Annotated in this window: 30 protein-coding genes, 1 tRNA gene and 2 pseudogenes; 19 read left to right on the forward strand and 14 right to left on the reverse strand. The window is 61.7% G+C overall.

Annotated features, from left to right (window positions below; all coding sequences use genetic code 11):
• Positions 1-145 precede the first annotated feature (145 nt).
• The 3 genes from ACVWZM_RS25345 to ACVWZM_RS25355 all read right to left on the reverse strand — a co-directional run bounded on the left by ACVWZM_RS25345 (position 146) and on the right by ACVWZM_RS25355 (position 2,563).
• Positions 146-1,093 (reverse strand): NADPH:quinone reductase, encoded by a 948-nt coding sequence (locus tag ACVWZM_RS25345; protein ID WP_456855199.1) that lies wholly within the window; start codon positions 1,091-1,093, stop codon positions 146-148.
• Positions 1,094-1,131: 38 nt separating this feature from the next.
• A complete protein-coding gene (locus ACVWZM_RS25350; protein ID WP_057017840.1) occupies positions 1,132-1,914 on the reverse strand; it encodes an SDR family oxidoreductase in 783 nt (260 codons plus the stop codon).
• Between the two features lie 133 nt (positions 1,915-2,047).
• The gene (locus ACVWZM_RS25355) at positions 2,048-2,563 is read right to left on the reverse strand and encodes a CvpA family protein (protein WP_057017839.1); all 516 of its coding nucleotides are present in this window, start codon (positions 2,561-2,563) and stop codon (positions 2,048-2,050) included.
• Between the two features lie 110 nt (positions 2,564-2,673).
• Here ACVWZM_RS25355 and ACVWZM_RS25360 point away from each other — a divergent pair, with 110 nt between their 5' ends.
• Positions 2,674-3,435, forward strand: coding sequence for an SDR family NAD(P)-dependent oxidoreductase (locus tag ACVWZM_RS25360; RefSeq protein WP_057017838.1), 762 nt, complete (start codon positions 2,674-2,676; stop codon positions 3,433-3,435).
• 321 nt (positions 3,436-3,756) lie between these two features.
• Here the strand turns inward: ACVWZM_RS25360 and ACVWZM_RS25365 are convergent, their stop codons facing one another.
• Together ACVWZM_RS25365 and ACVWZM_RS25370 are read right to left on the reverse strand one after the other, a co-directional pair.
• The gene (locus ACVWZM_RS25365; protein ID WP_456855200.1) at positions 3,757-5,364 is read right to left on the reverse strand and encodes a GMC family oxidoreductase; all 1,608 of its coding nucleotides are present in this window, start codon (positions 5,362-5,364) and stop codon (positions 3,757-3,759) included.
• 115 nt (positions 5,365-5,479) lie between these two features.
• Entirely contained in the window at positions 5,480-6,913 is a 1,434-nt protein-coding gene (locus ACVWZM_RS25370) for a coniferyl aldehyde dehydrogenase (RefSeq protein ID WP_057017836.1), read from the reverse strand.
• A gap of 317 nt (positions 6,914-7,230) precedes the next feature.
• On the opposite strand from ACVWZM_RS25370, the gene ACVWZM_RS25375 reads away from it, so the two are divergent.
• A tRNA-Met gene (locus tag ACVWZM_RS25375) sits at positions 7,231-7,307 on the forward strand.
• Between the two features lie 235 nt (positions 7,308-7,542).
• Complete coding sequence (locus ACVWZM_RS25380; RefSeq protein WP_456855201.1) at positions 7,543-7,734, forward strand: hypothetical protein; 192 nt, start codon at positions 7,543-7,545, stop codon at positions 7,732-7,734.
• Positions 7,735-7,875: 141 nt separating this feature from the next.
• On the opposite strand, the pseudogene ACVWZM_RS25385 reads toward ACVWZM_RS25380, so the two are convergent.
• A pseudogene (locus ACVWZM_RS25385) lies at positions 7,876-9,132 on the reverse strand (recombinase family protein); the annotation flags it as partial.
• A gap of 244 nt (positions 9,133-9,376) precedes the next feature.
• On the opposite strand from ACVWZM_RS25385, the gene ACVWZM_RS25390 reads away from it, so the two are divergent.
• Complete coding sequence (locus ACVWZM_RS25390) at positions 9,377-10,192, forward strand: integrase (RefSeq protein WP_456855202.1); 816 nt, start codon at positions 9,377-9,379, stop codon at positions 10,190-10,192.
• Between the two features lie 8 nt (positions 10,193-10,200).
• Here ACVWZM_RS25390 and ACVWZM_RS25395 read toward each other — a convergent pair whose 3' ends face one another.
• Entirely contained in the window at positions 10,201-10,809 is a 609-nt protein-coding gene (locus ACVWZM_RS25395; RefSeq protein WP_456855203.1) for a recombinase family protein, read from the reverse strand.
• A 223-nt stretch (positions 10,810-11,032) separates the two neighbouring features.
• Between ACVWZM_RS25395 and ACVWZM_RS25400 the strand changes: the two genes are divergently transcribed.
• From ACVWZM_RS25400 to ACVWZM_RS25415, 4 genes are all read left to right on the forward strand, one after another.
• Positions 11,033-11,236, forward strand: a complete 204-nt coding sequence (locus tag ACVWZM_RS25400) for a YqaE/Pmp3 family membrane protein (RefSeq protein ID WP_456855204.1) — start codon at positions 11,033-11,035, stop codon at positions 11,234-11,236.
• Positions 11,233-11,964, forward strand: a complete 732-nt coding sequence (locus tag ACVWZM_RS25405) for a hypothetical protein (protein ID WP_456855205.1) — start codon at positions 11,233-11,235, stop codon at positions 11,962-11,964. Before ACVWZM_RS25400 ends, ACVWZM_RS25405 begins: the two co-directional genes overlap by 4 nt.
• Positions 11,965-11,968: 4 nt before the next feature.
• A complete protein-coding gene (locus ACVWZM_RS25410; protein ID WP_456855206.1) occupies positions 11,969-12,496 on the forward strand; it encodes a hypothetical protein in 528 nt (175 codons plus the stop codon).
• 89 nt (positions 12,497-12,585) lie between these two features.
• Positions 12,586-12,816, forward strand: a complete 231-nt coding sequence (locus ACVWZM_RS25415; RefSeq protein ID WP_456855207.1) for a hypothetical protein — start codon at positions 12,586-12,588, stop codon at positions 12,814-12,816.
• Between the two features lie 620 nt (positions 12,817-13,436).
• On the opposite strand, the gene ACVWZM_RS25420 is transcribed toward ACVWZM_RS25415, so the two are convergent.
• A complete protein-coding gene (locus ACVWZM_RS25420) occupies positions 13,437-14,669 on the reverse strand; it encodes a replication initiator protein A (protein ID WP_456855208.1) in 1,233 nt (410 codons plus the stop codon).
• Between the two features lie 288 nt (positions 14,670-14,957).
• Here ACVWZM_RS25420 and ACVWZM_RS25425 point away from each other — a divergent pair, with 288 nt between their 5' ends.
• Positions 14,958-15,620: an AAA family ATPase gene (locus ACVWZM_RS25425; RefSeq protein WP_456855209.1), complete on the forward strand. Its 663-nt coding sequence runs from the start codon at positions 14,958-14,960 to the stop codon at positions 15,618-15,620.
• Positions 15,592-15,948: a hypothetical protein gene (locus ACVWZM_RS25430; RefSeq protein WP_456855210.1), complete on the forward strand. Its 357-nt coding sequence runs from the start codon at positions 15,592-15,594 to the stop codon at positions 15,946-15,948. Before ACVWZM_RS25425 ends, ACVWZM_RS25430 begins: the two co-directional genes overlap by 29 nt.
• A 75-nt stretch (positions 15,949-16,023) precedes the next feature.
• On the opposite strand, the gene ACVWZM_RS25435 is transcribed toward ACVWZM_RS25430, so the two are convergent.
• From ACVWZM_RS25435 to ACVWZM_RS25450, 4 genes are all read right to left on the reverse strand, one after another.
• The gene (locus ACVWZM_RS25435) at positions 16,024-16,332 is read right to left on the reverse strand and encodes a hypothetical protein (protein ID WP_456855211.1); all 309 of its coding nucleotides are present in this window, start codon (positions 16,330-16,332) and stop codon (positions 16,024-16,026) included.
• 2 nt (positions 16,333-16,334) lie between these two features.
• The gene (locus tag ACVWZM_RS25440; protein WP_456855212.1) at positions 16,335-17,219 is read right to left on the reverse strand and encodes a phage integrase N-terminal domain-containing protein; all 885 of its coding nucleotides are present in this window, start codon (positions 17,217-17,219) and stop codon (positions 16,335-16,337) included.
• Between the two features lie 790 nt (positions 17,220-18,009).
• The gene (locus ACVWZM_RS25445) at positions 18,010-18,219 is read right to left on the reverse strand and encodes a hypothetical protein (RefSeq protein ID WP_456855213.1); all 210 of its coding nucleotides are present in this window, start codon (positions 18,217-18,219) and stop codon (positions 18,010-18,012) included.
• Positions 18,209-18,622, reverse strand: coding sequence for a hypothetical protein (locus tag ACVWZM_RS25450; protein WP_456855214.1), 414 nt, complete (start codon positions 18,620-18,622; stop codon positions 18,209-18,211). The genes ACVWZM_RS25445 and ACVWZM_RS25450 overlap by 11 nt, the downstream gene beginning before the upstream one ends.
• Between ACVWZM_RS25450 and ACVWZM_RS25455 the strand changes: the two genes are divergently transcribed.
• From ACVWZM_RS25455 to ACVWZM_RS25475, 5 genes are all read left to right on the forward strand, one after another.
• The gene (locus ACVWZM_RS25455) at positions 18,612-18,806 is read left to right on the forward strand and encodes a hypothetical protein (RefSeq protein WP_456855215.1); all 195 of its coding nucleotides are present in this window, start codon (positions 18,612-18,614) and stop codon (positions 18,804-18,806) included. The two genes, ACVWZM_RS25450 and ACVWZM_RS25455, sit on opposite strands and share 11 nt — an antisense overlap.
• Before the next feature lie 395 nt (positions 18,807-19,201).
• On the forward strand, positions 19,202-19,588 hold the full coding sequence (locus tag ACVWZM_RS25460) for a hypothetical protein (protein ID WP_456855216.1): 387 nt from the start codon (positions 19,202-19,204) through the stop codon (positions 19,586-19,588).
• 366 nt (positions 19,589-19,954) lie between these two features.
• On the forward strand, positions 19,955-20,209 hold the full coding sequence (locus ACVWZM_RS25465) for a hypothetical protein (RefSeq protein WP_456855217.1): 255 nt from the start codon (positions 19,955-19,957) through the stop codon (positions 20,207-20,209).
• Positions 20,209-20,436, forward strand: a complete 228-nt coding sequence (locus ACVWZM_RS25470) for a hypothetical protein (protein ID WP_456855218.1) — start codon at positions 20,209-20,211, stop codon at positions 20,434-20,436. Before ACVWZM_RS25465 ends, ACVWZM_RS25470 begins: the two co-directional genes overlap by 1 nt.
• A 101-nt stretch (positions 20,437-20,537) precedes the next feature.
• A complete protein-coding gene (locus tag ACVWZM_RS25475; RefSeq protein WP_456855219.1) occupies positions 20,538-20,702 on the forward strand; it encodes a hypothetical protein in 165 nt (54 codons plus the stop codon).
• A 5-nt stretch (positions 20,703-20,707) separates the two neighbouring features.
• On the opposite strand, the gene ACVWZM_RS25480 is transcribed toward ACVWZM_RS25475, so the two are convergent.
• Entirely contained in the window at positions 20,708-20,911 is a 204-nt protein-coding gene (locus ACVWZM_RS25480; protein WP_456855220.1) for a hypothetical protein, read from the reverse strand.
• Positions 20,912-20,975: 64 nt separating this feature from the next.
• Here ACVWZM_RS25480 and ligD point away from each other — a divergent pair, with 64 nt between their 5' ends.
• The 3 genes and pseudogenes from ligD to ACVWZM_RS25495 all read left to right on the forward strand — a co-directional run bounded on the left by ligD (position 20,976) and on the right by ACVWZM_RS25495 (position 22,674).
• Positions 20,976-21,872, forward strand: a complete 897-nt coding sequence (gene ligD, locus ACVWZM_RS25485; protein WP_456855221.1) for a non-homologous end-joining DNA ligase — start codon at positions 20,976-20,978, stop codon at positions 21,870-21,872.
• A gap of 432 nt (positions 21,873-22,304) precedes the next feature.
• Complete coding sequence (locus tag ACVWZM_RS25490) at positions 22,305-22,517, forward strand: hypothetical protein (protein ID WP_456855222.1); 213 nt, start codon at positions 22,305-22,307, stop codon at positions 22,515-22,517.
• Positions 22,514-22,674: pseudogene (locus ACVWZM_RS25495) on the forward strand (DUF2934 domain-containing protein). The gene ACVWZM_RS25490 and the pseudogene ACVWZM_RS25495 overlap by 4 nt, the downstream one beginning before the upstream one ends.
• A gap of 193 nt (positions 22,675-22,867) precedes the next feature.
• On the opposite strand, the gene ACVWZM_RS25500 reads toward ACVWZM_RS25495, so the two are convergent.
• Positions 22,868-23,095, reverse strand: a complete 228-nt coding sequence (locus ACVWZM_RS25500; RefSeq protein WP_456856773.1) for a DUF6894 family protein — start codon at positions 23,093-23,095, stop codon at positions 22,868-22,870.
• A 166-nt stretch (positions 23,096-23,261) separates the two neighbouring features.
• Between ACVWZM_RS25500 and ACVWZM_RS25505 the strand changes: the two genes are divergently transcribed.
• Entirely contained in the window at positions 23,262-23,591 is a 330-nt protein-coding gene (locus tag ACVWZM_RS25505) for a hypothetical protein (RefSeq protein ID WP_456855223.1), read from the forward strand.
• Positions 23,592-23,667 lie beyond the last annotated feature (76 nt).

The raw sequence follows: 23,667 nt of genomic DNA on the forward strand, positions 1-23,667 counted from the left end.
GAGAGGTCGGAATTCAAGCGTAGCTTGAATTCCGGGTGAGGGGGGCCTCCGCAATCTTTGCCTTCACCGTCTTTGCGGTGACAGCCCCTCACCCCAACCCTCTCCCCGTAAGAACGGGGAGAGGGAGCAGGAAGGAGAAACCGTGCTAACGTGCGCAGTCGACGATCACGGTGCCGATCTTGTCGCCCTTCTCGACGGCGAGATGGGCGTCGGCGGTCTCGGCGAGCGCGAATTGCCCGGCGATATTGTGCACGCGGGTGCCCGACGCCAGCCATTTGGTGATGTCGGCCTGCGCGGCCGCGAGCAGCGGCGGCGGCAGCGCGAACAGCACCAGCGAGCGCACGGTGATGCATTTCTCCATTAATTCGCGCACCGGCAGCGTGGGGGTGCGGTTGCCGTTGGTGGCGTAGACCGCGATCGTCGAGTTCATGGCCATGATCTTCAGCGTGGTCGCGAGATTGCCGCCGAAATCGACGTCGATCACGCGGTCGACACCGCGGTTCTCGGTGAAGGCCATCACCTTGGAGACGACATCCTCGGTCCGGTAGTTGACGACGGTGTCCGCGCCGGCGAGCCGTGCCTCGACGTCCTTGACCTGCGAACTGACGGTCGCAATTACGCGCGCGCCGCCCCATTTTGCCAATTGCACGGCGTAGTGGCCGACCGCGCCGGCGCCGCCGGTAACCAGCACCGTCTGCCCCGAGATCGGGCCGTCCGCAAACAGCGCGCACCACGCCGTCATGCAGGGGATGCCGAGCGTAGCACCTGCCGCGAACGACACGTCCTGCGGCAGCGGCGTCACCAGGTAATCGGCGAGCGTGATGTATTCGGCCGCGGTGCCGAAGGCGCGGCCGTTGCGCTGGCCGTTGAACAGCCAGACGCGGTCGCCGACGGCAAAGCGCGTGACGCCTTCACCGAGCTGGTCGATGATCCCGGCACCGTCGCTGTTCGGGATCACGCGCGGGAATTCCATCGCGCGATAGTTGCCGCTTCGGCGGCCGACATCGGCCGGGTTGACGCCGGACGCCTCGAGGCGAACCCGGACTTCACCGGGACCAGCCTCGGGCGTTGGCATCTCGCCGACGGTAAGCACCGTCGGCGCCGCGCCGGTCCGTTCGTACCAAACAGCTCTCACAACGTGCCTGGGAAAGCACCGCCGTCGAGCAGCAGGTTCTGCCCGGTGATGAAGCCGGCCTTGGCGCCGCACAGGAATGCGCAGGCATAGCCGAATTCGTCGGGATCGCCGAAGCGGCCGGCGGGGTTCAGCTTGGCACGCTCGGCCAGGACCTGCTCGGCCGAGATGCCGCGCTTCTCGGCCTCGGGCTTCGCGGTGCCGCGCAGGCGGTCGGTCTCGAACGGGCCCGGCAGCAGGCCGTTGATGGTGACGTTGTTGATCACGGTCTTGCGCGACAGGCCGGCGACGAAGCCGGTGAGGCCGGCGCGGGCGCCGTTGGACAGGCCGAGGATCTCGATCGGCGCCTTCACCGCCGCCGAGGTGATGTTGACGATGCGGCCGAACTTGCGCGCCATCATGCCGTCGACGGTCGCCTTGATCAGCTCGATCGGCGTCAGCATGTTGGCGTCGATCGCCTTGATCCAGTCGTCGCGGGTCCAGTTGCGGAAATCGCCCGGCGGCGGGCCGCCGGCATTGTTGATCAGGATGTCGGGCTCGGGGCAGGCCTTGAGCACGGCTTCGCGTCCCGCCGCCGTCGTGATGTCGCCGACGATCTCGGTGACGGTGACGCCGGGGTGCGCCTTGCGGATTTCGTCGGCGGTCTGCTTCAGCGCCTCGGCGCCGCGCGCCGTCAGGGTAACGTGCACCCCCTCATTGGCGAGCGCGATCGCGCAGGCGCGGCCCAGTCCCTTGCTCGATGCGCAGACGATGGCACGGCGGCCTTTGATTCCAAGATCCACGGTTCACTCCCTGTGATGTCGGTCGGTTTGTAAAGGTTTGATTGCACCAGTCTAGCGAAGCTCGGCGGCGCCGATAAGGGACGTGCAATGCATAAGTGCATGCCGGGCAGGAACAGTGCGGTGGGCCGGCGCCCTAGATGCGTTGCTCGCGCCGCAGCCGCTCGATCGCCATGGTGGCCTCGGGCGGCAGCGAGCGGAATCCGGCCTGTCCGGCCGCGGAGAACAACGGCCGCAATTGCGATCCGTTGAGGAATTGCGGCTGTCTGGCGAGCGGCACCAGCTGATCGAACACCAGCACCAGCGTGGTCACGACGAGGCCGACCCTGATGGCGCCGAGCAGCGCGCCGCCGAGGCGGTCGCCGATCCCGATCTCCGAGCCGATGGTGTCGTCGAGCATCGTCCGCGCCATCTTTCCGAGGATGACGCCAATCAGGAGAAAGAGGCCGAACAGCAGCACGCCATTGGGCGGAAACGGCGACGACGGCAGCGTCGCGATGTGGGGCCCGATCATCGCCAACGCGGCGACTGCAAGCGGCATGGCGACGAGATAGGCCAGGATAGTGACCGCGCTGCGCAACAGGCCGGTCGTGAAGCCGGTCACCACTGCGAACACCGATCCGAGGATGACGGCAAGGTCGAAGAGATTCATGGATGAGGAATTCCTGCCCCAATCTCCTACTGTCCCCTGGTTGATCAAGCCTGCTTACATCAGGGACAATTGTCGCTATCACTCGTCCGCTTCAATCCGGGAACCTGTCGATGTCCGACCTATTCGATGTCAGTAAAGAAATCATCCTCATCACCGGCGCCTCGCAGGGGCTCGGGCGGCAATTCGCCCGCGTGCTGGCGGCACATGGCGCCGCGGTGGTGCTGGCCGCGCGCCAGACCGCGAAGCTGAAAAGCCTCGAGGAGGAGATCAAGGCTAAGGGCGGCCGCGCTGCCGCGGTGCAGATGGATGTCGCGGATATTTCCGGCATCGCGCAAGCGCTCGACGCTGCGGAAGCCGCGCTCGGTCCGGTCACGGTCCTGATCAACAATGCCGGCATTGCGATCGAGAAGCTGTCGACCGAGCAGACCGAGGCGGATTGGGACGCCGTGATCAGCGCTAATCTGAAGGGCGCCTACTTCCTCGCGACCGAACTTGCGCGGCGCATGATGGCGCGCAAGCAGCCGGGCAATATCATCAACGTCGCGTCCGTGCTCGGACAGGGCGTGCTCAAGGCGGTGTCGCCCTATGCGATCTCCAAGGCCGGCATGATCCAGGGCACCAAGGCAATGGCGCTGGAGCTTGCCGGCAACAACATCCGGGTCAACGCGCTGGCGCCGGGCTATATCGATACCGAGATGAACCATGATTTCTGGTCGACGCCGGCGGGCGAGCGGCTTGCCAAGCGCATCCCGCAGCGCCGGGTCGGCGCCGAGTCCGATCTCGACGGCGCGATCATGCTGCTGGCCTCGAACGCCTCGCGCTACATGACCGGGACGGTGGTGACGGTGGATGGCGGGTTCTTGCTGAACTAGCTTTGTAGCCCGGATGAAGCGCAGCGAAATCCGGGGAGCATGCGTGAAGGTCCCGGATAGCGCTTCGCTTCATCCGGGCTACGATTGCAACCCATCAGGTCACGAGCACGGCCCGAGGCAGTCGGGCGCGGTTTCTGGATAATAGAAGAATGCCGCTGATTTGCCCGACGAGTCAAGTCGCCGTGTCGAAGCCGGCAGCCCCAGCCCCCCCCCGGCTCCTTTGCATGGGGTTGTTTTCGATATTTTGGCAATGCGGCCCTGCGACGGCAGCCTCATAGGGGGGCAAAGGCGCTCTTGCGCCGTGCCCACCCTACGCATTGGTCACCCCGCCCGCATCTCCGCCCTGATCATGTCGGCCGCCTTCTCGCCGATCATGATGGTCGGTGCATTGGTGTTGCCGCCTATCAGGGTCGGCATGATCGAGGCGTCGACTACGCGCAGGCCTTCGAGCCCGTGCACGCGCAGCTTCGGATCGACCACCGCGAGCGGATCGCCGGTGCCCATCTTGCAGGTGCCGACCGGGTGATAGACTGTGTCGACGCGCTCGCGCAGAATGCTGCGGATATCGTCGTCGGTGCGGACGTTGGACGTGAACACATCCTTCTGCTGCAGGGCGCGCAGCGCCGGCGCCTCCATCAGCCGCCGCGTGGTCTTGTAGCCCGCCACCATCGATTCGAGATCGTCTTCCTCGCCGAGGAAGTTCGGGTCGATCAGCGGCGCCCGCATCGGGTCGCTGCCGGCCAGCGCGACGCTGCCGCGGCTCTTCGGCCGCAGCAGGCAGACATGGCAGGAGAAGCCGGTGCCGCCGTGGCGCTTGCGGCCGTGGTCGTCGACCATCGCCATGCCGAAATGCAGCTGGATGTCGGGGATGTCGAGATCGGGCCGCGTCTTCAGGAAGCCGCCGCATTCGGCGAAGTTCGAGGTGAGGGGGCCGCGGCGCTCGCGCCGATATTGCATGATGGCGCGGACGAGCCGCGGCATGCCCTTCAGCGAGATGCCGGCGAAGTTCGGATTGTCGGACATGTAGCCGAAGATGAAATCGGGATGGTCCTGCAGGTTTTGGCCGACGCCGGGCAGATGATGCACGCTGGCGAGGCCGTGCTTGCCGAGCGCTGCGGCATCGCCGACGCCCGACAGCATCAACAGCTGCGGCGACTGGAACGCGCCGGCGGCAAGCAGGACTTCGCGCCGCGCGCGGATTTGCTTCAGCTCCTTGCCCTGGCGGTATTCGACGCCGACCGCGCGCTTACCCTCGAACAGGATGCGCGTCGCGTGCGCATTGGTCTCGACGCGAAGGTTGGGACGCCTGCCGATATGCGGATGCACATAGGCGCGTGCCGCGCTCCAGCGCTCGCCGTTGCGTTGCGTTACCTGGTAGATGCCGAGGCCCTCATGGTCGTCGGCATTGAAATCCTCGCGGATGCGGAATTGCGCCTCTTGCGCCGCCTGCAGGAAGGTCTGCTGGATCGGATTGCCGGAGCGCAGCTTGTTGACGGCGAGCGGGCCACCCTTGCCGTGATACTCGCCGTCGAAATCGGAATTGTCTTCCGAGCGCTTGAAATAGGGCAGCACGTCGGCGAACGCCCAGCCGGTATTGCCGAGCGCGGCCCAGTGGTCGTAATCGGCGCGATGGCCGCGAATGTAGACCATGGCGTTGATCGCCGAGGAGCCGCCGAGCCCCTTGCCGCGCGGCTGATAGCCGATGCGGCCGTTGAGGCCTTTCTGCGGCACGGTGTTGAAGGCCCAGTTGTTGACGGTGCCCGCGACCATCAGCACCAGGGCGCCCGGCGTGGTGACGACCCAATTGTCATTGGTGCCGCCGGCATCGAGAAGCGCCACCGACGTCGCCGGATCCTCCGACAGCCGCCCCGCCACCGCGCAGCCGCCGGAGCCCGCGCCCACCACCACGAAATCGAATGTGTCAGTCACGCATCTTCCCCCTTGGTCTTCGTTTTGCGTCATTGCGAGCGCAGCGAAGCAATCCATCTATCCGTTATGCGGCGCTATGGATTGCTTCGCTGCGCTCGCAATGACGGTGTGAATCCTACGACAACATCCGCATCAGCTTCTCCAGCCGCGCGACCTTCGCGCCATAGGGCGGATAGAGATCGGCAAGCCGGTTGAAGCGCGAGCGGTAGAACACCGGCTTGAACTTGGTCAGCGTCTTGAACCCCCACTCGCCGTGATAGGCGCCGGTGCCGGAGGCGCCGACGCCGCCCATCGGTTGATAGGCCTGCGCGAAGTGGAACAGGCAGTCATTGACGGTGACGCCGCCGGACACCGTGCGCGCCAGCACCGCATCGCGGGCGGCGCTGTCGGTGCCGAACCAGTACAGCGCCAGCGGGCGATCGCGGCTGTTGACGAAGGCGATCGCTTCCGTCGCATCGCGCACGCCGATGACCGGCAACAGCGGCCCGAAGATCTCTTCCTGCATCACCGTCATGTCCGGCGTCGCGCCGACGATCACGGTCGGCGGAAATTTGCGCCCCGCCTTCCACTCGCGGTCGTTCGGCGTTGCCGGCTGCATGATGGTCGCGCCCTTCGCGGCGGCGTCGGCGACCAGCCCCTCGAGCCGTGCATAGTGCCGATCCGAGACGATCGACGTGTAATCGGTGTTATCGGGATCGGTACCGAACATGTGCTGCATGTGGCCCTGCAGCCGCATCGCGAAGGGCTGCACCGCGGCCTGCGGTACCAGCACGTAATCGGGTGCGATGCAGGTCTGGCCGGCATTCAGCAGCTTGCCATAGGCGATGCGCTGCGCGGCTTCATCGATGTCGGCGGAGCCGTCGACGATCACGGGCGACTTGCCGCCGAGCTCGAGCGTCACCGGCGTCAGATTGCGGCCACAGGCTTCGGCCACCAGCCGGCCGACCCGCGTCGAACCGGTGAAGATCAGATGATCGAACGGCAGCGCGGCAAACGCCTTTGCGATTTCGTCGTCGATCTCGGTGACCGCGAGCTCGGTGACGTCGAATTTCTTGGCGATCGTCTCCATCAACAGCTCGGCGAAGCGCGGCACCAGCTCGCTCGGCTTGATGATGGCGCGGTTGCCGGCCGCGATCGCGGCGACCGCGGGCGCCAGGGTCAGCTGCAGCGGATAATTCCACGGCGCGATGATGCCGACCACGCCGAGCGGCTGCGGCATCAGCCGGTTCTTGGCCGGCGCGAACTGCACCGTGGTCGGGACCTTCCGCGGCGCCATCCAGCCCTTGAGGTGCTTGGCGGCGTGCCTGATCTCGCCGAGCACCAGCATGGTCTCGGCGATCGCGGTCTCGACGGTGGAGCGGTGGCCGAAATCGGCCGAGATCGCCGCCTCGAATCGCGCCTCATTCTCGGTCAGCGCGGCGCGCAGGCGGCGCAGCCGGTCGAGCCGTGCCTGCAATGTCGGCGCCGGCTCGCTGCGCGACAGCTCGAACTGGCGATGAAAGGCCTCCTCAAGCGCATGCAGCCCCGGGCTCTTCAATGGCCGGTCCATGGCATTTCCCCCTCGGATGACGCATTCTTGACTGATTTGTTGCGCGCCAAGCTCCGCTTTTGCGCGCGGTCTGGCAAGGCTCGGTTCCCGGCGGTAAATCCTGCCGGGACGGCCGGCGATTTCGACGTCACAAAATCCTCAAAAACCCGCATCCGGGGCTTTCCAAACCGGGCTCACGTTGATACATACGCCCCGCACCCGATGGCTTCGGCCCGGGTCGCCTTCTCAGGAAGCCCCCGGACGGATCGATCGGCGCCGTTGAAAAGCGTTGGCCGGCCGGCTCAGGCACCCTTTCTGCAAGGCACGCAACGGTTTAACGCGGGGTGGAGCAGCCCGGTAGCTCGTCAGGCTCATAACCTGAAGGTCATAGGTTCAAATCCTATCCCCGCAACCAGCACACCCCCAGACTCTTGGGGGCCAGCCGCCCTCTCAGAAATCCTGAGCAGGGCGGCGAGTTGGCCGTAAATCTCAATCTCCACCGGCTTGTAGAGGCCACGCGGGTGGACGACGATTTTTTCAACAATCTCGCGCAGGGCCTCATGGGCCGCTAAGCGGCTGTCCTCATCGGCTGCCGCCAAGGTCTTTTTCAAGTCCCGCACCTTCTCCCGGTAGGCATCAGCAGCGTTGGGGTGGAACTCGACGGTCGGCGGGACGAGGTTGGCGATGTCGGCTTCGAGCTGGTCGCGCTCGGCTTCCAGGGCGGTGAGCCGATCCCGCAGCGCCCGGCTCGGGGCTTCCGCAATAATGGCATCCACGGCCTTGGTTATGGCGCCGTTGACGTTGCCCAACCGCTTTTCGAGATCGCGGCGGCGATGCGCTGACGAGCCGTGAAGTTCGCGGGTCATCCGGTAATATTCCCGGACGTACTCGGCAATCACCTCAGGCGCGGCCAGCTTTTCCTCGATCCCCTTCAGCACCACGGCCTCAACCGTGGTGCGCGGCACCATTCGCTTGTTGTCGCACAGGCCGGTCTCCTTCATCCGTGAGCACAGCAGCAGCGAGCCACGCTTGTCATGGCCGCCGACGATGTAGCCCGAGCCGCACCGGCCGCACTTGACCAATCCCGACAGCAGGTTCTTGGGCCGGGTCGCGAACGGCTTTTTCTGCGGGCCGCCGCGCTCTTCCTTCCGAGCCTGCACACGGGCCCAGGTATCGGCATCGACGATGCGCAGGTGTTCGGCTTGCGCCGTCATCCATTCCTCGCGCGGGTTCTCGCGGCTGATGCGCTTGCCGGTCTCCGGGTCTTTGATGAAGCTCTGCCGGTTCCAGACGATGCGGCCCACGTATAGCTCATTCTGCAGGATGCCGTTCATGCGCTTGCGACTGCCGCCGATCGTGGAGGCGTTCCAGATCCCGCCGCGCGGGCCGGGCAGACGCTTCTTGTTCAGCGCCGCCGCGATGTCGCGCGGTGAACGGGCATCGAGGTAGTCGGTGAAAATCTGGCGGACGACAGCGGCCTCGGTCGTGTCGATCTCAAGTTCGCCAGCTTTGCCGGGGATCGGCCGATAGCCGTAGCTGCGTCCACCGTTGTGGCGGCCGTCGCGGTTGACGCCGGCCTGGCCGCGCCGGGTCTTCTGAGCCAGGTCTTTGAGATAGAGCGAGCCCAGCAGTCCCTTGACGCCGATATGGATATCACCGGCGATGCCGTCCTGTGCGGTACGGATCTCGACACCAGCGAACCGAAGCCGCTTGTGGATGCCTGCCAGGTCTTCCTGGTCGCGCGAGATGCGGTCGAGCGCTTCGGCAACGACCACATCGAACTTGGCTGCCTTGGCGTCGCGCATGAGGCGCTGCCACCCTATCCGGTTCAGGGTGCTGGCGCCGGAGATGGCGCGGTCATCATACACACCGACGATGCTCAACCCTTCCCGCTCGCAGATGGCGCGGCACAGCGCGACCTGATCCTCAATCGACCTGTCGGTTTGTTTGTCGGAGCTAAACCGTGCGTAGATTGCCGCCTTCATCGTCGCTGCTCGCGTCTGTTGTGCGGTGTTGCCGCTCATAATCCGCGATTGCCGCAGCACGAGCAAGAGCACGAACGAATCGCAGCAATGCATCGCTGCGCGTGGGGTCGGCAAGCTCGGCTCGCGCGAGAAGGCTCGCTGCCTGACTTGTTGAATCGAGCGCGCCGCATGACACGAGTTCAGCCTGCGTCGCCTCTGCTGGTGGACCAGACATATCGATGGCACCCAAGACACGACGGCCGCGAATACGACCATCAAGTTGAGACTGGAGGCCTCCAGGACATTGAGCCCTGTTGCTGGGAGATCGATGAGCGGGGTGCGATGAACGCGGGCTGAGAATTGCGGCTCGGGGCGATAGTACGGGCTTTAAACGCGTTTCGCCGGGTTCGCGGAGGGGCGGTTCGCTTTGGAGCTGGCAATGATTTTAATTCGTTTGGCGCTGTCCTGAAGGACGACGGAAATGTAACCTGATCCCCCGCCATTTTCAAGATGCAGGCCCATGCCAGATGAATTCACGCTGCAGCGTTCGAAGGACCTGATCGAGCGTTATACTCGATTCCGCGCCGAGCTGGATGCCAGTGAAGGGGGCGGTCGCTTTATGCCCTACTCCTGGTGGAGCCTTCCCAGACCGTTGCCGATGAACTGGTTGGCTTACAGCCTCATGCTGCAGGAATATGCCTCGGAGCTCGCCAACATCATCAACGACTTGACGCATCACGTGAACCGGTTGCGCGCCTGGGCCGCGGTCATCGCCCCTCTGTCGGATGATGAGAAGTTCGAAGTGACGCACGAATTCATCGATATGCTGGGCACCGTCGCGCTCGGGCAGCCCTATGCGATCAAGTCACGCTTTGCGTACGCGGCGGGACATCTCTGCCACCAGGCAAACCAAGCCAAGAGCCCGGCCAACTGGAAGGACGATTTCCCGAAGAAGAACCTCTATCTCAACGATATCGAGCCGTATTGCAGGGGCTGGAAGAAGTATCGCCGTTTCAAGCTGCGGGTAGAGTCGATTGCGGGCAGCCTATTCAACCAGGACTCTGATAATTTTCGACACGCCTACAACCATGAATTCTCCCCCCGGTTCGTACTCGGGTTGACGAGAATGGTCAGCAGGATCGAGGAGGCTGGTGGCGTCAAGTACACGTTCGGTGGCAACGAGCCTCTCGATCTGACCGAGGTTGCCGACTTGCTCGAAAAGGAGCGCGACAAGTGTTACCTCGCCTTCGTCGCATTCCAAAAGCTGGTCGAGGAGCAAATTGCTGCAATACGGACTTACGAGGCGGATCAGGCAATCGCCAAAACTGACGCGTAGGGGGCGCATCACTCGGACAAACGGGCGGCCCGGTGTGTCGGATTCTTGGCCTCGTCATTGCCGTCAGAAGAACATATCCTCGAAATCGTCGACGAACTTACCTGGAAGGCGCTTGCGACAGCCTTTTGCGTTTGGCCCGCAGAGCAGAGATCGAGCGCGGCCTTCCGTTCAGCTGCCGTCAGCTTCGGCTTGCGTCCAAACCTGACACCGTTCTGGCGCGCGCGATCTCGTCCAGCAGCGGTGCGCCTCACGATATCGTCCCGCGTTTTGCGCGCGATGTAACCGACCAGCGCAGCCAGCACTTCGCCAAGCTCGGTGGTGGTGTCGGCCCACGGCTCGGCCAGAGATCTGTAGCCGGCGCCACGCGAGGTGATGTCGGCAAGAACGCTCAGCATCTTGAACGGTCCGCCGCGGGTCAGGCGATCGAGCGCGGGCAGGATCACGGTATCGCCTTTGTGCAGCCGGCGCAGCAGTCTCGCCAGCTCGCGCCGATCATCCTTTAGACCGCTTTGCTTCTCGCAAAGAATCCGCTCGCAACCCGCAGCCTCAAGCTGCGCTATCTGAATGTCCAGCTCCTGGCCGGACGTGCTGACGCGCGCATAACCGAAGATGGTCATCGCCGCTGCCCCGTTGCAAAACTCCTAAGTTTTGCAAGGCCGTCGACGCGGGAAGGGGAGGCCGGAAGTAAGTCGTACCTTTCCCGAGTCCGCTCAATAACTTGTGCGAACGTCTCGGGGGCGACCTTATTTTCCATCCGGGGCTGATTCTGCCCTCAGACCCTTGCATTCGTAAATCAGGATTTTTGCATACAAACGGAAACCTTTTTTTGAGGGATTTCCGATGATTGCCGTTGCGATCTTGCTGCCTTGGTTGGCGCTCTTTATGCGTGGGCGTGTCGTTCAAGGCATTCTCTGCCTCATCCTCCAAATCACTGTCATCGGCTGGATACCGGCCGCCATCTGGGCGCTCGTGGTCGTCAACAACGACAACCAGGAACGCCGTCATAAAGAGATGCTGGATGCGGTGCGCGGAGGTCGGCCATGAGACCGCTGCTCAGCGCCTTCTTTCTCGTGCTGGCCAGCGCGGCGCACGCCGACAAGCTGTTGCCACCGGTACGCATCGAGCAGGAAGCATTCGCCTGCCTCGACATCAACGCGGTCAAGTATCGCGAACAGCTTATCCAGAACGGACAGACCGAACAGGTCGATAAGATGCACGGGCTTTACCACCTGGTAGATGGCTGCCTTTTTCCGCATCCGGGGCAGTACATGTTTTACGAGGGCTACGACGCGACCACCAAAGGCGCATTCGTATGCCTGCGCCAGCGCCCCGGATCGGATTGCTATTGGATGAAGCGCACGGCCATCGGCGAAGTGCCGACGATGTATCCCGGTCGCAAGCTTCCGGACGGCAACAAGGGGATTGCGTGCCCGGCGTGGGAGAAGGTGGTCAGAACTTCGAAGGAAACCGACAAGGCCACGTACGCCCGCTTCAAGGGGAACAAGCAACCCGGTGACGGCAACCCGGTCGGCGAGATGGCCCAGGGCATGGCGACCGGCATGCTCAGCATGATCACGGGTGGCCCGGACAGCCACAGGGCGCGGAGCCTGAACCTCTGCGAATACTACCTGCTGTCGGCACAACAGGAAGCGCGACGCCTCACGGCCTATGACCGGTGCCCGCAGCTCATTGCTCCCGACCAGCTCCTTGCGGAAAAGAGAGGCTACCAGTCCGACATCACCGAAATCGTCCGCTCGTGCTTGGGGAACTGACGCCATGCGTGTGGGGAATTTGACACTGGCGATGCTGCCGGCGTTGTCGTTGGGCGCGTGCCAGGACTACGGCACAGATGAGCGCTTGCAGGCGGCCGCCGACATCGTCGGCGCCGCGTACGGGCTCAGGGCAAACTATCTAGAAATGTCGTTCGATAAGCGCGACGCGAACACCCTGGTCGTGTCCAGCAAGCGTGGCCCCTACAAACGGTATGAACTGCGGGAGCCGGAGCGCTGCACGTTCCGGTTTACGGTAGATGCCGGCATGCACGATGCCCAGACCACAACCGCCGACCTCAGCAAGCTCACCCGCCTCGAAGTGGCACCAACGATCTCGGGCAACTTCGGCATCGTCTACCTGGCCGGCAGCGAAGCCAATACCGTCACTGTTCACACGCAGTTCGGTGACCAGAAAAGCAACAAAGTGCAGCTCAACAACCTGGCGCCCGCACAGATCGACGCGTTCCTGTCCAAGGTGGCGGAATTCCAGGAAAAGATGTGCGGGATCAAGGTCAAGATTCCGGGCAGCTGACACAGCCCGTGGAAGATTTCCGTCCCGGCAGCGGACGGATACGCAATCAGCCCGGCATACCGCCGACGCTGATAAACAGGAGAAGTTCAGTGAGCATCTTCGGTAACCCTACGCATTCCGCTTCCTTCGGCGAGTCCGTGACGGGCGGGTCCATTCCCACCCATGCGGCTTCGTTCGGCGACAAGGCGACCGGCGCCGCCGTGCAAGTCTCAAGCGCTTCGTTTGGTCAGAAGGTCTCCGGCGCGTCGACCGCGACACATGCCGCGAGCTTTGGTGAGCGGATGTGCGGAGAGTCCGTGCCCACCTACTCGAAGGACTGATTGATGGTTACGGGACGAGCGGTGGTTCATACGCCGCTCGTCTCGCGTGTAGGCCGATTGTGCGGGCGTTAAAACCATTTTCATCGCTGCCGCGCGGTGTGCTTCGCTTCCGAAGTCAGAAGTGTGTTTAAATCGCGCCCTCGGTTGTTCTAGCCCTATCTCTATCTGTTGGCGCTGCCTTCAGTGATAGCTCCCGCCGTATCCTTCCCCTTCAAAAACAAGTTTGAAAAAATCAGCCGCAGGCGTTTTAGGGGTATTCATAGTTTTAAATAGTTTTAAGCAAAGCGGCCCTGTGGATATGTAAAAAACGCACCAATCCATTCATGCACTTGGTCGAAAAGCCGATAGGTGAAAGACGGCCGCCCGATAGGTGATAGACGGCGTTGCATAGGTGATAGACGGGATTGGGTAGGTGATAGACGGGCCTGGATAGGTGATGGACACCGTTTTGTAAGAACCAGTTGAGCGGCGGTTCAGCGCCTCCTTCAAGGTCTCGCACAGTAGGTGAAAGACGCTTCTGTAAAAACGGTTGTAAAAAAAGGGGCCGCCGCCTGGAGCCCGATGCAGATATCCGGTGTGATAGGTGAAAGACGGCTTTTGTAAAAAAACCTTGTAAGAATTCATCCGACCGGCGATGCAGCGGCTTCGTTCTTGAGCTGTGCAGCCCCTTCCCCGCGGTAGCGCATCCGCAACAACTGACCGTTTCGTCCGCCCACAAAGTCGAGATCGTAGTCAGGCAGCGGAAATACCTTGGTGTTAGCTACTAGCTGTTTCAGCATCTGCGCAAACTGTGGCAAGGCTTGAGGCGACCCGCTGCGCTTGCGAACTTCCGAGATGGAATAGCGCGCTTCTCCGCGTCCTGCCGCACGTCGCGCCAATCGGTACACCATCCGACCGAGCCCCTGGCTGATGAGGAAATAGTCCGGATGAAGCGTGAGTATCTGTGGTGCCCCCTTCCCGCGCACCACCATATCGTAGATCCACATCGGGATGTGGATTTCGACCTGGTCAATGTGCCCGTTGGCGGTTTCGCTAACGACGCGGTACTTGTCTATGAACGGGACATTCATGATCTCGCGCCGTTTGCCGCCGTTCAACGGCACGACTTTCAAGCGGGTACCAGCCAAACGGTCCAGTGCGGCTTCCAGGTCCTTGTATTGCCTGCCACCCGAGCTGCGCCGGCAGAACTTGAGAATGTGCGACGCGCTCGGCCGGTAAACTTGGGACGGCAGGCTGGGCCGCAGGCCCTTCGCTTCGTCAACGCGATAGCGGCGCACTTCCTCGTTTAGATACGATAGCATGTGAAGGAAGATGTCATAGTCGAATACCGTGGCCAGGCCGTGCTCTCCGCTCCCCGCCACTGTGATGATGCTATCCTTCAATTCGTAGCGCAGTAGCGTCAGACGGTGGTTTTTCGACATCGTGAACGGCGCGATGTCCATCAGGTTTACGTCATCCTTGAGCGGTGCATCGAAAATGACCGGCACAAAGAGCGATAGCTGGCTGTCATCGACCGGCGCCCCACGTAGCACCGGCGCCGGCAGCTCTGATTTTAGCATGCCGATGAGGTCGGCTTTGTGCTCGCTGCCCTTGATGGTTTCGCCGAGGCTGCGCAACGCCGCAGCTAATTCCGGATCGGCGATCTTTACGCTGCCACGCTCAAGATCCGCAAAACTGCGCCGCATGTAGAACACTCGCAGTCGGGCCAACGCCTCTTTGTCAAGTATGAAAACCGGCCGGTTCGTTTTCTCGGAGAATTCAGCGGCCAACTTCTGGAGATAATCGTTTCGCTCATGCAAGCTCAGCGCTGCGAATTTCTCGCGGGCTATCAGATCGAGCTTGAGCGATTGCATACGGCAACAGTACCGGGTCCCCTTCCCGCCCGCGAGCCGGTAGCCAATGAATTAGGCAGTCATGATTGGCGTCGAAGTTGGAGAAATGCACGGTTTTCTGCGAAGCGTACCGATCGTACTGCTACACTGCTACACAATCATCCTGATGTATCGCTAAGCCGCTGTACTGCTATGGCAGCATGCTGTTAAAGCAGCGCGCTGCCATACTGTTGTAGTGCTGTAACAGCCTGTCAGCGAACTGCTGTACTGCTGTAGCAGTGATGTCCAACCCTGCACTAGGGTGGGCGCATGAAAATCGTCAGCTTCGTCAATCAAAAGGGTGGCACGGGTAAAAGTATGCTCGCCATCAACCTCGCCGTGGCTGCCGAAGCCGCTGGCGAGAAGGCTTGCCTTATCGATCTCGATCCGCAAGGCACTGTGACCAACTGGTTCGATACCCGGACAGCCGAAACGCCCCCGGTTGTTGCACATGAGTCTGCGGCCGATATCACAAGAACTCTTACAACGCTGGAGAAGGCTGGGTTCACGTTAGTGGTGATCGATACGAAAGGGGAGGACGGCCACGCCACCCGTGCGGCCATGCGGGTCGCGGACCTCTGCCTGATTCCGGTACGTCCCGCCGGGCCCGACCTGCACGCCACGCGGACTACGATGGACGCATTGCACACGATGCGCCGCGACTTTGCGCTCGTTGTAAATCAGGCGACACCGAATAAGGCTGCCAAACTCACATCGGCTGTTATGACCGGCCTCGCACAAAGCGGACCGGTGGTGCCGATCTCTTTGGCCTCGCGGATGGACTTCCAATACAGCTACGCTCTGGGCCTCGGCGTCGGTGAACATGCGCCTGGATCGAAGGCCGCCGATGAAGTTGCCGAGTTTTGGGCCTGGTGCAGGAAACGTATCAACAAGGAGAAGACCGGTGAGCAGCAAGAGCGACGCCGCGCGTAACGCTGTAGCAGCCGCGGCTGGCTTGGACGGATTGCTGCGTCCAAAGCCCGTTCAGTTGGCTGCCGTGCAGCCTGACAACGTGGTTGAAATCAGCCCCGAAGTAGACGCGCCCAGTGTAGCACCGACAGGCGGCAAACAGCGCAAGGCCGCTAAGCCGCAAGAAGGGACGGTGCGCGCAACCTACAAACGCGTGATGTTGTACCTGCCGCCCAAGGCAAAGAAGAAGATGCAGGAAATCGCCTTCACGACCGATCGCAAGGCTCATGATATCTACCTGGACGCTTTGCGAGAATATCTGGAGCGGTCGGGTCATCCCGGGCTGCTATAGCAGCATATCAGTACGCTGCTGTGCCAGTATGGCAGCGAATCGCAAATGCGCTTTTGCGATAATGCGACGATACGACTACCAGGAAATCTCAACGTCGTAGCCGCTGGCCTGCCGACCGCCTTCGAGCGTCGCGGTGCGACTCAGCCATTCCAATTGCAATCCGTTGGCTTTCACCCACTCCTTCAAAGCCTCGGCGCTTTCAGTATCGCGCAGGTCGACTCCATCCGGCATTGCGATCCGAAGGGCACGATGCCCTTTTCCGGCAGCTTCGTGAATCTGGGATCTTACTTTATCGGTACGCATGAGGCCGACGGCCAGGTTCTCGCGCGCGGTTTCGTACGAGCGAAGAAGCTCAGGAATGAGTTTCGAGAGGGGTGCTTTCATTACTACCGATTCTGCGCCTTCGCGAAGCGGCTGCCAAGATAGGTGTCGGCGACGGCCAGCCGGCCATGCCCCAGCTCATTTGAGATCTGCATCCGGGCGCGGAAGTCTGATGCTTTCTCGGCGCGGCTCATGCGCTCATACGTGGCTCCGCCAGCAGCAGGGCAGGGGTGACCCGTCAGCGCCTGGTAGCGCCATTGGGCGTACCAGTGGCGGTGGCCATGGAGATTGCGGATGCCGGTGCCCCAGGTCATTTTTTCGACCTCCTTGCGGAAATCGATATAGCGCTGCCCCTGCGGGATCAGCGAGCCATCACCGCAGGCCTGCCGCAGCTCATCGAGTAACCGACGCTGCCGTGGATGCGTCACCGGGATCTCCCGCGCGCGGCCGCCCTTGCACCAGCTTGACTGCATCGCCAGCCGTTCGCCCTTGTCGGCCTGGCTGACCCGGAATTTCAGGCTCTCTTCGAGCCGCATACCAAAGGCCATCTGGAGACGCAGCGCCAATTGCATGCGGTAGGGCAGGGTGGTCAGCCTCTCACCCGGGGTGGCTTGAGCGCGATTGCCGTTATAGGCAGCGCGTTTCTCAATGCCGACACTCTCGTTGTCGCGCGGGACGACGTTGGGCTTGCGAACCCTTGCCGCCCACCACCGCAGCCAGCCCATGCGGTTCTTCATCGTTCCGGCCGAGAGCCGTGACGTCTGCCAGTGCCCAACCAGCGCCTCGACATGGCGCGGCTTCAACGACGACGCGGCCGGGAGCTTGAACCCGAGCCCACGTAGCTCGCGTGCCATGAGCTGCAACCCCCGGTGCCGCTGGTTGCGCGTCAGATACGACCCTCCGCCATCGCCGAGGGCAATGGTCTTGAGGTCGTAGGCGAGCGCGTCCATCGTCGTTATCCTCGTTAGTGTTGATGACCGCCGCAAAAGCCTTGGCTTGATGCGGCCCGCCTTGCTGGCGGACTGGTCGTACAAAACGGCGAGCGACGCCGTATTGCCTCGTCCTGGTCTGTGACCGGTTCGCTACCGGGAATGCGGCCAGCTCCTTCCATGCTGTGCTTCGGCATTGCCGAGTTGTTGCGATCCCTTGTCATTACTTGCCTCGTATCGGCGCGCAGCCGGCATTGCCCGTAGGGTTGCACTGGCGGCGGGATTGCCGGGAAACGCCCGGCTCGCTTTCGTCTGGTCGACATCATCTTGCTCCTTTGAAACGGTCGTGGCCTGGCGGCCGGGGGTGGCTCTCCTATTGTCGTACGGCCTGGCGAATAACTTCTGGCACTCGCCGGCACTCGGCCCGTGCAGAGCCCGTGCCTAACCGCCACGGTGTGTAGAATGATTGTGCAACCTCGGAGAGAGTTCGTCTGACAACTTACCGTCGTGCGTGTGGTGCGCGCCCTCACTACTGGTCTTTGACTGTAGTGAGGGCGCTCGCAGCGCGAGTGCCGGCACGCCGGCATTGGGGAGGGGCTCCCCAAACCCTTCCGTGGCCGCTTAGGGCCTGCGCCATCCAGCGGCCAGCGGAAGCCTCGCGCGGGCCTCCACACCACGCGCGGCCGGGGACACCCCGGCGCCCCGCGATGTACCGCGTCGTAAAATCGTGGAATCGTGAATGCGATTAGGATCAAGCCGCCGCCATACCGATAAAAAAAAGCCCCGATCAGCTCGGGGCTTCCGCGTTTGGTCACTTGAACAGGTCGAGTTGCGGATCGTCGACGATGCCGTTGTCGGATCTGAACTTGGCAGTCGTCATGTCCTCGCTGGCCCAAGGGAATCGAAGCAACTCGCACGTCGGACAGGGCGAGTTCTCGGGCTCGGGCGTTTCTCGGGTCCACTGCATGAGCGGGTGGGTCCAGTCGCACTTGTACCAATGGCGATGCAGGTTAATTGCCATCGATATCCTCGTCAGCGTCGTAGTTGCTGTTGGTGAGAACCTCCGGCCGATAGTGGCTGAGCTTCTCGTCAACGCACTGGGGACAGACCCGCGCGAGTGGAATACCGCGGGCGTCATTGACCCAGCGTGAAGCAAGCCCCGACCCACACGGGCAGGGATGCAAATCGTCGATCGCCATGAGCGTCTCCGGAAAAAAGTGATGAAGATGTTCGTATGGCAGAATCTTGCGCTGCACGGCTGCGATTGAAAAGCCCCGGCGTCGCTGCCACTGATGCTTGCCTGCTACATGAGCAACAAAACGGCCTGACGGCTTTACGGCCCAACACATTGCGTCACCATCGATGCACAGCGCTTTGCTGGAAACACCCCGCACATTTAAAAAAGGAAAACCGATGGCCGACAACAAGTCGCCTTCGCATGACGCGTTTGCCGTCAGCGGCGATGGCAGGAAATCGACGTGGACGCGCATTGGCGCCGCGTGGCCCAACGATGATGGTAAGGGCTACAACATCGTGATCGCGCCCGGCGTTGCGGTCTCGGGAAAGATCGTCCTGCGCGCACCGAAGCCCCACCAGGAGAGTGATTAGATCGCCGCTCCGATCGCCGAAGCAAATGCGCTGCTGGACGCCATCCACGCGCATATTGAGCAGACCTCGTGGCCGCACTGGCGCAAGGATCAGTTCATCCGGGCCGTTGAAGCGCTCGCCGAAGCGCAGCTCGTCGTGGATGGCGCGATTGAATTCCCGCAGGAGGCTGAATTCCGGCAGCGCTTCGCCGCGGCCTTCATCCTGTTTGCGAAATGCTAAGGCTCTCCTACGGGAGAGCCTTTTCTACATTCTGCGCGCCTGGAAACGACCCGATCGGGACGTGTATGTGAGATGCGTCCCCTGTCTGGTGTGGCTGCGGTTGGATTGCTAAAGAGCAAGAACTGTACTGTTGCTCGACCGTGTTACTCAGACCTTATAGCAGAGCGAGGCCAACCATGATTGCAGTCCTCATTCATTGGCGCATCAGACCCGACGACGAAAACATCAAAGCCTTTCTTGACCACTGGAAAGGTAACAACACTATTGGCGATCGAACCGGTCTTATCGCCGAGTTCCTGAGCGATTCGCTGCCCGTTAAAGAATTTCCCGACACCACTTGGCATCTTGATCCCGATTCTCTTGGTAATTTTCGATCATACGTGACGGTCGGTCTGTGGGACAATGCCGAGGCGTTCAAGACCCAGGTTGGCAACTATTTCAACGATCAAAATCCATTATTGAAGTTCGAGAAGTATCGGCGCCGCCGCGTTATGTTTGATCCGGTGGGCTGGCGTATTGGCCACGCCGCGTTGCCTTCAACAGATTCATCGAACGTCAAATAGCGACGACGTTTGTGTGGGCCATTCGTGGTTGCATCCTCTCACGAGAAGGCGGGCGCGCCTACGGCCGGGCTTTAGGCTGCGCCCGGAGCCTGTCGTCTCCGCCCATACGGGTCACAATCCCTCACGCAAGCGATATTGAACCCTTCGCCGGAGGCACTCGGTCACGCCGCTGCCCGTGCACCGCTTTCACTGCGGCGCGCGCCGGGTGCCGTTATTAACCGGTCTCAGGGCCGGAGAACGGTCCTCGCCTTGCTGCGGGCCATACTCCTTTTTCTCTTCGGCCTTTTGATTGTTTCGGGCTACGACCGGCTTGACTAATTGTTCTTATTTTGTTCTTTTGATGCTCGTCGCATTCCAGAGCCTATCATGCCGACACTTGAATACATCCGGTCCGAAATCGAGCACATGCGCCGGCAAATTGGCCGTCAGCAAAAGGAGATCCTCACCCTTCAGCGCGCGGGCATCCCGACAACATCGGCCGAGGCTCTCCTGGAGCGGATGCAGACCAAGGTGGATGGTCTGGTCGAGGAACGGGACCGGAAGAAGGGCGAGGCAAAGCTCGGCAAGACTTACGCGTCGGGCAAGCGCATCGTTGGCACGCCCGCCCATCGCAGAGCCTGATGGACAACCTGCGGCGGTTTCCGGCGCCCTGGGTGATGGAAGAACACGAGGACGGATTCCGGGTGAAGGATGCCAACGGCTTCTTTATCTGCGGTGTCGCGCACCGTGATGATTTGCACCGGAGCAAATATCAGTACGCCAGCAACTTCCTCTCGCGAGAGGAGGCGCGGCGCATCGCCAAGGCGATTTCGCGGTTGCCAGAACTGCTCAGGCGTCCGCAGTACTGAGGGTCCAAGACCGTTGAACTACGGTGCCCGTTTTTAAGGATATTCTTTGGTTTCGTGAGCCGACACGTGCTCTCCGCCGTATAATTTGTGTCGGAGGGAAGATGAAAGCCACGCAGAAGGATTTGCAGGCGTTGAGGCTGTTGCGGGCCTTCGCGGAGATCACCGACCCGCAGGCGCGCGAAGCCGTCATTGCCTTTGCCGAGAAGGCCCGCGAGGCTGCGCGTGTGCAGTCGGGCCAGCCGCCCGATCACAGCGGCTCTGAATAAGCGGGTTAGTTGTCAGCGTTACCCCCGTCAGCCTGGTCTGCAGGCCTCCGGTCGTTCAGCACCACGAGGGGCAGGGGCTTCGTCTTGGCTGGCCCTCTCTCGTAGCGCAAGGCCAGATCGAGCAAGCGCCGCTTAATAAAAGGGTCGGCGCGGCTGGCCAGGTCGCGGACCAAATTGGCCCGTTGTTTGTTAAATTCATCGTCGAGCATGGGAGCACCAAATAAACCCCCTTATACTCGCTGTCGTTTGCATAGGTTATTTTTGAGTTTGCGTATGGTTAAGCGTACGGCCGAGATGCCGGGGTTCATCAAGCCCCAGCTTGCCACCTTGAGGAGCAGGGCCCCTTCGGGGAGCTACCTGCACGAAATCAAATACGATGGCTACCGCATCCAGCTGCACGTCAACCGCGGGCGCAAAAAGGCCTACACCCGCAACGGGCTGGACTGGACCAAGCGCTTTTCGCTAATCGCCGCCGCCTTCGACGTTCCTGGCCAGGCGATCGTCGACGGCGAGGTGGTGGTGGTTCACGAGTGGCGGACCAACTTCAGCGAATTGCAAGCCGAGCTCGCCAGAGGCGACCAGGACCGTTTGCTCTATTACGCCTTTGACCTCCTGTGGCTCGATGGTCAGGACTTGCGCAGAAGGCCCCAGATTGAGCGCAAGGCCATGTTGCAGGGGCTGTTTGATAGCTACGAGCTCGAACCGCCGGTTCTGTTCAGCGAGCATATCGAGGGTGATGGCCAGCCGCTGTTCGAGCACGCGGCCAAGCTCAACTACGAGGGGATCGTTTCCAAGAAGAAGGACGCGCCATACCGGTCCGACCGGAATGAGGCCTGGCTCAAAATCAAAGCCGTTCTACGCGGCACATTCCCCGTTGTCGGCTTTGTCAAAGACCCGTCGGGTGTCGCCGCACTGTATCTTGGGAAGCAGGAAGGCAAAGATCTAGTCTACATGGGCAAAGTGGGCACCGGCTGGGATCGCACGACCTCAAGCAGGATCCGCAAGGCCTTGGATACCGTTATCAGTCCAAAGAGCAAATTGAGTAAGCCGCTCAGAAAGCCCAAGGCGACATGGGTTGAGCCGGTTTTTACCGCGGAAATCGAGTACCGCGACATCACCTCCGAAGGCTTGCTGCGCGCGAGTTCGTTCAGGGGGATCTTCAGAAAGTAACCTACGTTGCAGAGCGGTCCGCAAAATTGTTCTTACGTAGACCCCATCGCCGTACGGCCAAAGGTAACTACCGGTGATGAGAACGCCCATCACAGCGCTCCCGCCCCATACCAACAGGGAGCTGCGCCATGAAGAAACGGTGTCGGTTCAAACAAACAGAAACCCTGCAGGAGAGGCTCCATAAGTTCGCGGCGAGAGGCCGTGAGCGAGCGAAGCAGATGCCGGCAGGGGCTGAGCGCGAACAGCTCGTGAAGAAAGCCCGGTAGCCTGAGACGGCTGCCCATCTCGGCGGGTGGATGAGTTCGCCGGGTCTTCAATCCCCGACATAGGGGCTGGGGGTTTCTCCTCCCCCCAGGCTCTTGAAGGGCCCTCGTATCCGGCGGGGGCCCTTCGCTTTAGGAACGTACCTGCATCCCCGGACGTTTTCTGCTTATGAGTGAAAGCGTACACGTCCTTGTAGAGAGTGCCGTCCAGATCGCCTGGGACTTTCTCGAAGCGTCAGGCGAAATTGTCGACGGTTATGAGACCAGCCAGCTCCTGGTGAAGGAAATCGGCAAGATGGCGCTGGCCGGAGAACAGCGAAAGCTCATGCTCGCCAACCGCGCGATCGAGGCTTACCGAAAGAACAGGCAGCAGGCCGCATGAACAGACGGATCGACGAAGCTGTCGCAGCCCGGGCTTACGAACTGTGGGAAAAAGCCGGCAAGCCCGAAGGCCGAGATGAGGAGTTTTGGCATTTGGCCGAGCAGGAGCTCATCAACGAAGAAAGTCCTCACCGTTGCGGACGCCCGACACGCTGTGATCAACCCGAATTGCCCGATCTGCCATGGCCTGGGCTGGGTGTGTGAGAACCATCCGCACCTCGCTTGGACCGATGACCCCGATGGCTGCATGTGCGGCGCCGGGATGCGCTGCGCCTGTAACCGGTCGAATGACATCGACGCTGGGATTGAAGAGCCGGACGTTTCCGGCCTGATTACTGAAGCGCCGCACGACTAACCGTCAGGCCGTCGTCGAAGCCCGGGGATTTGAACGACTTCGCGTCTTTTTTCATCCGTTACCGAGATGAAATTGCCCTCACGAACCATACTCGGTCTTTCCGTTCCGATCCGGTGCGCGATGAAGCTGCCCTGATCCTTGGCCTCATTGTCATTCGCGCGGTCGTGGCCGAGGCGATCACGGGCCGGGATCTGGCCGGCCAAATGAAAGAAATACCGGGGCATGCTGGCCAACCAGAATGGGGCTTGCTTGTTCCTGATCGTGTCGCTCGCATCGGTGGGGAACGCCCGAACAAAGCTTATAGTCCGCAGGGCAGCCACACCGCTGACGCGAAACTAGACTAGTCGGCCGACGATACACTTCAGCTGCTTAGCTTTATTGTCAGCCGTAGTGAACGGCGTCAGTCTCACCGGCACGCCCAATGTCGCCAGCGGCACCAGCGGCAGTCTTATCTTCCGCGATTCCAGCGGCAACCTTATGGCCAGCTCCGCACTTTACGTCAGCAACAGCACCGTGCCGCGCGTGGTGATTGCAGACACCAATGCAGCCGCCGATAACGTCAACCTGACGCTCGGCAGCAGCATCCAAGGCGGCGCCAACCAGGATATCCTGCTTACGCCGGCCAGCGGCCGAGGTGTAGCAGTCGGCGATGCCACCTTCACCCCCAGTGCCACGCTCGATGTCTCAGGCAGCACCCCCTTCGTCGGCAATTCGGCCTAGATCGTCGTGCGGGGGGGGGCACGAATGGCCTTGCGACGGATTTTTTCACTTCGGGCGCCAACCGTGGCGGTACGGC

It is taken from the genome of Bradyrhizobium sp. USDA 4501 (genome assembly GCF_054062115.1).